This window comes from Plantactinospora alkalitolerans, assembly GCF_015690345.1.
GTDB classification, from domain to species: domain Bacteria; phylum Actinomycetota; class Actinomycetes; order Mycobacteriales; family Micromonosporaceae; genus Plantactinospora; species Plantactinospora alkalitolerans.
On the sequence record NZ_JADPUN010000221.1, the window covers coordinates 1 to 10,304 of the forward strand.

Below are 10,304 nucleotides of genomic sequence, written 5' to 3' on the forward strand. Positions count from 1 at the left end.
CCTTGTCGGCCATGACCGACTGCGACACGGCACCGGTGTCGTGCTGCTCCGGGGCGGCCTGGGCCGCTACCGCCGGACCGGCCACCGCGCCACCGACGAACGCCAGACCAGCCAGACCCAGCGCGCTCTTACGAATGATCGAAGTCTGCTCGATGGCCGGGAGCCATCGGCTGAACAGAGTCGTGTTCTTCACGATGGTTACCTTCCACTCGGGGATGAACACCCCACAGGGGGACGTGGGATGTCAATGGAACTCGTCGGCCCGCACCAGGATCACGTCCCGGGGACCGGACATTGCCCGACCAGTACTGGGGGGTACTCCGCCGAACACAATATGTAACGACCGAGGAGGCTGGATCATTCCCGGCCCGCCGTCTACCAGCCCAGGTCACGGGCCGTGGTACTCGGTCGTACACCCAATGTAACGACCGGCCCCCCGCCAACATTCCACCGGACCAACTCGATCATGAACCCGAACCGGACACCGGGGACCCGGCGCCACGCCCGACGCAGCCGCACCAATTCGGTTGACAGAGGCGAACCTCCGGTGGCAGCCTCTGACGGCGACGCGCACATGGCGCGGCATGACGCTGCAAGGGAATGAAGTCCATGATCACGGCGACCTCAGCGGCCGCCCGGTGTATTCAGGAGCCCGGCCGGTAGTTCCGGTCCGCACTGAATGCCTCAATGTTCTGCGGCGGCCCCACGTTCCTCGTAAGTGAAGCCCGCAGAAACTTGACTTGAGGTTTACTTGATCATGGACATCATCGTCCAGCGTTCCGTCGTTGCCCAGCTATCCCAACGCCCCCAATCGGTCGAGGTCGGGCCGTTCGTCATCGGCTGGGATCCGTCGACCGACAGCCGATACATCAACTACGCGACGCCCCGGCCCGACGCTGTCATCACGAACACGGACGTGGCCCGGCTGGTCGCGGCCTTCCGCGAAATCGACCGGCTACCACGCCTGGAGTACGTCACCACCTGCGCACCCGGTCTGGAGCGGCAACTGCTCGACGCCGGTTTCGGCGTGGAGGCTCGTCACGACTACCTGGTCTGCTCGCCCGACTCACTCACCATGCCCGCCGTACCGGACGGGTTCGAGATAGCCGAACCGGCGACGGACGAGGACCGCGCCGGCGCCGTAGCGGCTCAGAACGAAGCCTTCGGCGGCGAGCCGACGGCGACCCCGGCGGACGTCGCTCGGATACGGCGCACCCAGGACAACGGCGGCGTGGTGATGTACGCGCGCGGCCCCGACGGCTCGTACGTAGGGGGTGGGCAGGCTTCCCCGCCCGGCGAGGGGGTGACCGAGGTGGCCGGTATAGCGGTGCGCGATGCGTTCCGTCGACGCGGTATCGCCGGGGCACTCACTGCGGGGATCACCGCCCGGATGTTCGCCAACGGCGTTCAGGGCGCCTGGTTGGAGGCCTCCGGAGAGGATTCCTGGCGCGTGTACGAGCGGGTCGGTTACGCGGCCACGGGCAAGCGCCTCTACATCGCGCTCGGCTGAGGCTCTCGACGGCGTCTGATCTGGACGTGTGACCGCTGCCGGCCGACGGGGCGACAGGCTCCGCCGGCCGGCAGCGCGCGCCATCCCGAACTTCGGCTCTGCGATGGACGTCATCGAAGCCGGCGTACCGCGCCTGGCCTGGGCGCCCGTCCACCCCGGACGCTTTCGGGGTGCGACTTGAGATAGATGATGGTCAGCCTCGAAACACTGACCGGTAGGTCTCGGGGGGTTCCTCTACCGGACCGAGGCCACGACAATACGGCAGTGGGTTTCGATATGTCGTGACGAATGGAGAGCCAGATGCGACAACGCCACTGTCTGGCGTCTGCCGCGGCCGCCCTGATCACGGCGGCCGGACTCGTCGGTACGACCCCGGTCGGCGCGTCCGCCGAGCCTCGGCCCGCATCCGGTGGGTCGTCGACACGGATGGGCATCGGACCGGAGAACACCGGGCCGGACACCAGCTCCGTCGTAACGCTGTTCACCGGCGACCGGGTGACCCTCAACTCCTCGGGCCCGGTCAGGATCGACCCGGCGGAGGGCCGACACGGTATCCACTTCGCCACATATCGCGACGCCGAAGGGCACGTCCACGTCCTGCCGTCCGACGCGGAGAACCTCGTGGCCGAGGGCAGACTTGACCGGAATCTGTTCGACGTGACCGCGCTCGCCGCGTACGGCTACGACAGCGGCCGTGCCGGAACGCCGCTGATCGTGAAGTACGGCAGGAACGGGGGCCCGGCGGCACGCGGACGGTTCGGCAATGGCGGCGCGCGGCTCACCAGGGAACTGCCCAGCGTGGACGGGGCCGCGGTGGAGTCGTCGTCCGCCACGGCAGCGTCGTTCTGGAACCAGATCACCACCGGCACCGGCCGGCGGGAACTGCGCGCCGAGATCGGCGGCGTGTGGCTGGACCGCAGGTTGAGCCTGCATCTCGACAGCAGCGTGCCACAGGTCGGCGCCCCCAGGGCCTGGGCCGCTGGTTACGACGGGGCCGGCGCGAAGGTTGCCGTGCTCGACTCGGGCATCGACACCACCCACCCCGACCTGATGGGGAAGGTCATCGCCGCCGAGAACTTCACCTCGGAGCCCGATGCCCGGGACATGCTCGGCCACGGTACCCATGTGGCCTCGATCGTGGCCGGCACCGGTGCCGCGTCCGGCGGCGCCTACCGGGGCGTGGCTCCCGGCGCGTCACTGCTCAACGGCAAGGTCTGCATCGCGGCGGCCTCGGGCAACTGCCAGGAGTCGGCGATCATCGCCGCCATGCAGTGGGCCGCGCGGCAGGGTGCGGATGTGGTCAACCTCAGCCTCGGTGGGGCCGACACCCTCGGCGTCGACCCGATGGAGGAGGCCGTCAACACCCTCACCGCGGAGCACGGCACGCTGTTCGTGATCTCGGCCGGCAACAGGGGCGCCGGCGAGATGACGGTGGATAGCCCCAGCACAGCCGACGCGGCACTGTCGGTCGGCGCCGTCCGCGACGACGACTACCTGGCCGACTTCAGCGCCCGGGGCCCGCGCATCGGCGACACCGCGATAAAGCCGGACCTGACCGCACCCGGCCAGAGCATCACCGCGGCAGCCAGTTCCACGGGGATCTCCACGCCGCCCGGCGAATCGTACGTACAGTTCGACGGGACGTCGATGGCCGCGCCGCACGTGGCCGGCGCGGCGGCGATCCTCGCCCAGCGCAACCCCGGGTGGACCGGGGCGCGGCTCAAGTCGGCGCTGATGGGCTCGTCCCAGCCCCACGAGCCGACCCCGATCTTCGAACAGGGTGCCGGCCGGCTCGACATCGGTCGAGGGTACGACCAGACGGTGTTCGCCGACCCGCCGAGTCTCAGCCTGGGTCGTCAGCAGTACCCACACGACGACGACCCGGTGCTCGAACGCACGGTGACGTACACCAACACCGGCACCTCGCCCCTGACCCTGAGCCTGGCGCTGACGACCCGGGACCCGAACGGCGCGGCCGCGCCGGCCGGGATGTTCTCGCTCAGTACCTCGTCGATCACCGTACCGGCGGGCGGTAGCGCCGCCGTGCGGTTCACCGCCAACACCGCACTCGACGGCGCGGAGGGGCACTACGGCGGCACCGTCACGGCAACCGCCGGCGGAGCAGTGCGCGTCGTCACTCCCTATGCGGTCGACCGGGCCGTCGCTGGCGGCGAGGTGACGTTCCGCCACCTCAACAGCCTCGGCGAGCCGGCCACCTCACGCAGCACGATACTGTTCTCCCTGGATGGCGGGCAGGACTATTTCCTCGGCACCGAAAGCGAGCCGATGACCCGGTACATCCGGCAGGGGACGTACCTCCTGCAGTCCCGGATCGGGGACTCGACCGACCCGGATGCCCGAGAATCGCTGCTGGTCAACCCGAGCGTACGCATCGACCGCGACCAGACCATCACTCTCGACGCCCGGATGGCGCGGCCGGTCGAGGTCGACGTCACCGATGACCCGGACGAGCGGCCGCTCAGCGTGGAACTGGGCTACTCGTGGCGCGACACCGCCGGCAACACCCGGACGTACAGCAATCTGTTCGACGCCGGCAGTAACCCGATCGCCCTCGGCCAGGTCGACCCCGACCAACGCACCGACGGGCTGTCCAGCTTCCTGAACATCACCCTCGCCCAGCCGGGCACCGGCGGCGATTTCTTCAACTCCCCCCGCAGCTACCATCTGCTGCAACGGTTCGAGCAGTACATCCCGACCGGGTTCAGGCAGGGCTATCCGACAACGTCGTTGGCACGGGTGGACACGCGGCTCGCCGAGAGCGCCCCGAACACCCGGGGAAACAAGTCCTCGTACCCGTTCTTCGGTGACCAGTTGTGGGCCGGCCAGTTTGCGATAGGGTTCGACCTGCCCTTCAACCACACCGAGTACTACAGCACCGGCAACGGTCTTCGCTGGTTCTCGACGTTCGCGGACTTCCATCCGGCGTCGCGTGCCTCGACGATCTCGTTGGAGAGCCCGCCACACGCGTACACCGCGGGGACCACGGTCACCGAGGGGTGGAACGAGCCCGTGCTCGGCCCGTCGTTCTCCGCGCTGACGGCACCGTCCGACGGTGTGCACCGTACCGGGAACACCATCCACCTGGATCCGACGATCCTCGGCGACGGGTTCGGGCACTCCGGATGGGGCGCCTCCCCGCAGTACACCCTCCGTCGCAACGGGACCGTCGTCGCCAACAGCAGCGATGGCCCCTGGCCCGACGTGACGGTGCCGGCCAGCACGTCGACCTACCGGTTGGAGGGCACGGTGGATCGGCCGGCGCCGGCCGAGCTCTCCACCCGAATCACCACGGCCTGGACGTTCAGTTCGAGAAGCCCGAACGGCGGCGCGACCGTCCGGCTTCCGCTGTGGGCCGTCTCGTTCCGCCCGACCGTCAACGACAACAACGCAGCGAGAGCGGCCAGCAGATTTACGTTCCCGGCGACGCTCGCGGCGCAGCCGGGCTCGACGCCGGGCAGCGTGCGGACCATGACCGTGCGGTACTCGACCAACGACGGGGCGTCGTGGGCCAACGCCACGGTCTCGGGATCCGGCAACGCGCGGACCGTCTCGGTGACGCACCCGAACACGACAGGGTTCGTCTCCCTGCGGGCGACGGTGACGGACTACGCGGGCAACTCCGTGGAACAGACCGTCGTCCGGGCGTACAAGATCGCCCCGTAGGCGCCACGGCTCGCCTGCCTCGTACGACCTGCGAGAGTTCCTTCGCACCGCAGAAGGCGGGCCAGCGTCACCCGACCGGGTTCCGGAACACCGTTTCAAATCTCCGAAGAAGTCTCCCGTATTACCGTGAGTTCGCGCGCCAAAAGATGGAGGCCAAGACCTCCCCTGGTCGAATGCTGGCGTGACCCGATCGGAAGGATGCGGAATCATGCACGACCTTTCTCGCCGCGAACTGCTGAGAGCAACGGCGGCCGTTGGCGCCGGGGCGGTCGTTTTCCCGGGCATTGTGACTGGAGACGCACCGGCCTTCGCCGACGACGACCTGGGTCCGTCCTCCGGCACGAGCGGTCCCCCGGCGCAGCTGACCGGCCGCATCGTCCGTCCCCAGGACCCCGGATACCAGAGTGCGAGCCTCGGCTGGGACGAGCTTTTCGTTCGCTATCCGCTGGTCATCGTCTTCGCTCAGGAGACCCAGGACGTGGTCAACGCCCTTACCTGGGCGCGGCAGAACGACGTCGCTCTGCGGGTACGGAGCGGCCGCCACAGCCTCGAGGGCTGGTCGAACGTCGACAACGGCATCGTGATCGATGTCAGCGAGTTGAAGTCGACCCAGATCGACGCCGCCTCTCGGGTCGCGAGAGTCGGCGCCGGACTCAATCAGTTGGAGGCGGTGACCGCGCTCGGGGAGCAGGATCTCGCGGTGACGACTGGAACGGAGGGAAGCGTAGGTCTGTCCGGTGCGACCCTCGGCGGCGGCCTGGGCTTCCTCACCCGCTACCTCGGCATGGCCTGCGACAGCCTGATCGGGGCGGAGATTGTCGTCGCGTCGGGTGCCGACGGCGCGAAGGCGATCGAGGTGGACCTGAGGCACCACTCCGACCTGCTCTGGGCGCTCCGCGGAGCAGGAAATGGCAACTTCGGTATCGTCACCTCACTCACCTACCGGGTGACCCCGCTGAGGAGCGTCGCCTACCTGCAAGCGACCTGGCAGGGCCTCGACGACCTGCACGGGATCTTCGACATATGGCAGCGCACGGCGCCGTTCGCCGACAATCGCCTCGGAACCCAGCTTGAGATCCACAAATCTCAGATTCTGCTGTTCGCCGTTCTCGCGGACGGCGCGGAGGCCGAGGCGAAGGAACTTCTGGAGCACATCCTCTCGGTCGGCAGCCCCGAGGTCACGGTGCAGACCGGGGGCTGGGGTGACATATACAACGGATTCCAGATACCGACCACGAACGAGCCTGCGAATTGGAAGTTCTTCTCGCAGTTCACCTCCGAGCCGTTCCCGGAGGAGGCGATCAATCTGATCCGCAGATTCATGGAAAACGCCCCCTCGGATGACAGCAACTTCTTCACCCAGGCCTTCGGCACCGGGGCTCAAGCGAGTGAGCCCCCCGGTGGTACGGCGTTCCCGCATCGCGACGCGCTCTTCTATTCCGAGCCCGGCGTCGGCTGGGGCACTCGCGGGGAGCCGGACAGCGGCGACGCGCTGACCCCGGTTGCCCAGGCCTGGATCGCCGAGTTCAGCCAGGCACTGCGGCCCTACGTGAACGGCGCCTACGTCAACGTGCCGAACATCGGAATGGCGGAGTGGGAAACCGCCTACTGGGGATCCAACTTCGAGCGGCTGCGCAGGATCAAGGGGAAGTACGACCCCCACAACGTCTTCCAGTACGAGCAGAGCATCCCGCCCTCATCGTGCTGATGCGGGGTTCGGGCGCAAGACGCCGCTGGCCGGGTCCCCGTGGTGCGGGACCCGGCCAGCGGGACTGCTGCTGCTATCCGGTTGTCAGCTGTTGTTCCAGGCGCCCGCGACGAGGTCGGCGGCCTGGTTCTCCCACTTGGCGTACGCGTCCGGGTACGCCGAGACCTGTACCTTCTGCGCGGCCACGGTCAGCGGCAGGTCATGCCAACCCTCGACCTGCTTCAGCCCGGTCAGGAACGCGATGGTCGAGTACTCCGGATCAGTGATCTGCTCCGGCGTGCCCCAACCCGAGGACGGCCGCTGCTGGAACAACCCCAGCGAGTCATGATCGTTGGCGTCACCCAGATGACCCAGGTTCTCCAACTTCGACTCCTGCAACGAGGTTCCGACCGCGATCACCGCGGCACGCTCGTCCAGACCAGCCTTCTTCGTCGCCTTCACGATCGCCCTGACGTTGCCGGACTGCTCACCCGACAGCGGAATCGACGACTGCTCACCCTGCACACCACGGGGCACCAACCGGTCCCGCGACGGCCTGCCCTTGCTGTCCTTGCTGTCCTTGCTGTCCTTGCTGTCCTTGGCACCCTTGTCGGCCTTGTCGGCCTTGTCGGCCTTGTCGGCCTTGTCGGCCTTGTCGGCCTTGTCGGCCATCACCGACTGCGACACCGAACCGGTGCCGTGCTGCTCCGGGGCGGCCTGGGCCGCTACCGCCGGACCGGCCACCGCGCCACCGACGAACGCCAGACCAGCCAGACCCAGCGCGCTCTTACGAATGATCGAAGTCTGCTCGATGGCCGGGAGCCATCGGCTGAACAGAGTCGTGTTCTTCACGATGGTTACCTTCCACTCGGGGATGAACACCCCACAGGGGGACATGGGATGTCAATGGAACTCGTCGGCCCACACCAGGATCACGTCCCGGGGACCGGACACTGCCCGACCAGTACTGGGGGGTACTCCGCCGAACACAATATGTAACGACCGAGGGGCCTGGATCATTCCCGGCCCGCCACCGACCGGCCCAGGTCACGGGCCGTGGTACTCGGTCGTACACCCAATGTAACGACCGGCCCCCCGCCAACATTCCACCGCACCAACTCGATCATGAACCCGAACCGGACACCGGGGACGAACGCTCCGCATGGACCCACCGGCGAACTGTTCGGGCGGGATGCTGAACCCTCGACGGCCGAGCCGGACGCGGTAACGTCACTTCCGTGGACGACGCCGAGGAGGGTACGCGGATCGGCGCCGCGCTGGACGGCTGGTTGGATCGACTGACCTTCACCGACCAGACGAGCGACGAGGTCACCGCGCTGTTGATCGACTCGGTGGCGGCCTGGGCGATGGCCCAGGGTTGGCGGGTGTATCGCCGAGCCGCCAGCGTGATGCCCCTCCCGCCGCCCTACACCCACAAGCACTCCATAGTGGATATCGGGTGCGCCCGGACGGCCGGCTCACCCGTCGTGATCGAGGTCGATCACTCCGACCGGCGACGCTCCATCGACAAGCTCCTGCTGGAAGGGGCTGCCGGCCGGGTTCCCATCTGGCTCCGCTGGGGCGACCGACGATTCGAACCGCCGCCGGCACCGATCATCATGGTCACCTTCAGGGTCACGTCCCGGGCCGGCCCGGACGGCACCGGACGGTGGTACTCGAAGCTCCCGGTCACCGATCGACCGGCGCCGTCGCACATCCTTCGGCAGAGCGCCGAGCCGGGTGAACAGGTCGACCTGTTCACCGCCCCAACCCGGCCGCCCGACCAGCCGGTCCAGGGTGCCGAGCACCGCCCGTCGAAGTCGCCGGCCGGCAGGGACGGTTCGACCGAACAGGCTCGGTAGAGGTACGCCCGGCCTTTCAGCCGCGCTTCATCAGGCGCCCGACGGCGGCCATCATCTCGGAGGCCATCTCGTCGGCCCGGCCCTCGGCGGCGCCCTCGTGCATGCAGTGCCGGGCGTGCCCGTCGAGCAGCCCGAGTGCGACCTTGTCCAGCGCCGCCTGGATCGCGGAGATCTGGGTCAGGACGTCGATGCAGTAGCGGTCGTCCTCGACCATCCGCTCGATTCCCCTGACCTGCCCCTCGACCCGCCGTAGCCGCGCAAGCAACTGGTCCTTGCTGGCGGTGTAGCCACGCGTCGGTGCCGGAGTGTCCGCAGGGGTTGTCATGCCCCAAGCATAGCTAACCCCCCAGGGGTATGCTACGGTCGTCGTCATCGATACCCCCCTAGGGTATAAGCTTGGTCGTGGCGGAAGGGAGAGATCAGATGATCACGAAGAAGTACGAGGTCAAGGGCATGACCTGTAGCCACTGCGTCAACGCCGTCAGCACGGAAGTCGGTGCGATCCCCGGCGTTACCGAGGTGGCCGTCGACCTGACCACCGGTCAGGTCACCGTCAACAGCACCGAACCGGTGGACGTGCAGGCGCTCCGCAATGCCGTGGACGAGGCCGGCTACGAACTCGTCACCCCCTGACCACGCTCGATTCCGGAAATCAGGTATCACGATGAACACCGCGACGAAGTTGAGCGTCTTCGCGCTCGCCCTCGCGACAGTGTTCGGCGCGGCGTACGGGACGGGCCAGTTGACCGGTCCCGTACGCACCGCCGCCGATTCCGACCCTCCCCACTCGGCCGGCCACGACGAGCCTTCCGACCCGGCCAGCCAGCCCCGGCTACCGGGCGGGCTGCTCGTCTCCGACCGGGGCTACACCCTCACACTCGTACCGGCCGACGCCGCAGAGTTCGCGTTCCGAGTGATCGGGCCCGACAACAGGCCGGTGACCGGATACGACGTGGAGCACGACAAGCGGATGCACCTGATCGTCGCCCGGCGGGACCTGTCGGGCTTCCGGCACGTCCATCCCGAGATGGATCCCGACGGCACCTGGCGGGTCGCCGCCCCACTGACCACCCCCGGCAGTTGGCGCGCGTTCGCGGACTTCAAGCCCACCGGCGCGGCTGCGCTGACGCTCGGGATCGACGTCTCCGTCCCCGGGGTCTACCAACCCCGCCCACTGCCCGCGCCCACGTCGACCACGAACGTCGACGGGTACGTCGTCCGCCTCGACGGCACCCTTCGCCCCGGACAGAGCAACCGGCTGACCCTGACCGTGAGCCGCGACGGGATACCCGTCACCGACCTTCAGCCCTATCTCGGGGCGTACGGTCACCTCGTCGCGCTCCGCGACGGCGACCTGGCGTACCTGCACGTGCACCCCGAGGGCGCACCCGGCGACGGGAAGACGCCGGCGGGTCCGGGGATCACCTTCTTCGCCGAGGTGCCCTCGACCGGCGCCTACCGGCTGTACCTCGACTTCCGGCACGCCGGAACGGTCCGCACCGCCGAGTTCACGCTGGGCACCGCCGACGAACCCGCCAGCCCGCCGAGCACCACCGCCGGC

At 68.2% G+C, this 10,304-nt stretch carries 8 protein-coding genes and 1 pseudogene; 6 read left to right on the forward strand and 3 right to left on the reverse strand.

The features are described 5' to 3' along the window. A pseudogene (locus tag I0C86_RS24835) lies at positions 1-193 on the reverse strand (hypothetical protein); the annotation flags it as partial. Positions 194-757: 564 nt separating this feature from the next. Here I0C86_RS24835 and I0C86_RS24840 point away from each other — a divergent pair. The 3 genes from I0C86_RS24840 to I0C86_RS24850 all read left to right on the forward strand — a co-directional run bounded on the left by I0C86_RS24840 (position 758) and on the right by I0C86_RS24850 (position 6,902). Then, entirely contained in the window at positions 758-1,510 is a 753-nt protein-coding gene (locus tag I0C86_RS24840; protein WP_196203687.1) for a GNAT family N-acetyltransferase, read from the forward strand. Between the two features lie 300 nt (positions 1,511-1,810). Beyond that, positions 1,811-5,194 carry a S8 family serine peptidase gene (locus I0C86_RS24845; RefSeq protein ID WP_196203688.1) on the forward strand — a complete coding sequence of 1,128 codons (3,384 nt, stop codon included), beginning with the start codon at positions 1,811-1,813 and terminating at the stop codon, positions 5,192-5,194. A gap of 208 nt (positions 5,195-5,402) precedes the next feature. After that, complete coding sequence (locus I0C86_RS24850; RefSeq protein ID WP_196203689.1) at positions 5,403-6,902, forward strand: FAD-binding oxidoreductase; 1,500 nt, start codon at positions 5,403-5,405, stop codon at positions 6,900-6,902. An 84-nt stretch (positions 6,903-6,986) separates the two neighbouring features. Here the strand turns inward: I0C86_RS24850 and I0C86_RS24855 are convergent, their stop codons facing one another. Beyond that, on the reverse strand, positions 6,987-7,694 hold the full coding sequence (locus tag I0C86_RS24855; RefSeq protein WP_196203694.1) for a hypothetical protein: 708 nt from the start codon (positions 7,692-7,694) through the stop codon (positions 6,987-6,989). A gap of 425 nt (positions 7,695-8,119) precedes the next feature. Here I0C86_RS24855 and I0C86_RS24860 point away from each other — a divergent pair, with 425 nt between their 5' ends. After that, entirely contained in the window at positions 8,120-8,743 is a 624-nt protein-coding gene (locus I0C86_RS24860) for a hypothetical protein (protein ID WP_196203690.1), read from the forward strand. A 16-nt stretch (positions 8,744-8,759) separates the two neighbouring features. Here I0C86_RS24860 and I0C86_RS24865 read toward each other — a convergent pair whose 3' ends face one another. Beyond that, positions 8,760-9,068, reverse strand: a complete 309-nt coding sequence (locus tag I0C86_RS24865) for a metal-sensitive transcriptional regulator (protein ID WP_196203691.1) — start codon at positions 9,066-9,068, stop codon at positions 8,760-8,762. Positions 9,069-9,166: 98 nt separating this feature from the next. On the opposite strand from I0C86_RS24865, the gene I0C86_RS24870 reads away from it, so the two are divergent. Together I0C86_RS24870 and I0C86_RS24875 are read left to right on the forward strand one after the other, a co-directional pair. Next, positions 9,167-9,376, forward strand: coding sequence for a heavy-metal-associated domain-containing protein (locus tag I0C86_RS24870; protein WP_196203692.1), 210 nt, complete (start codon positions 9,167-9,169; stop codon positions 9,374-9,376). A 31-nt stretch (positions 9,377-9,407) separates the two neighbouring features. Then, a partial coding sequence (locus I0C86_RS24875) for a DUF748 domain-containing protein (protein ID WP_196203693.1) occupies positions 9,408-10,304 on the forward strand: 897 nt, incomplete at its 3' end.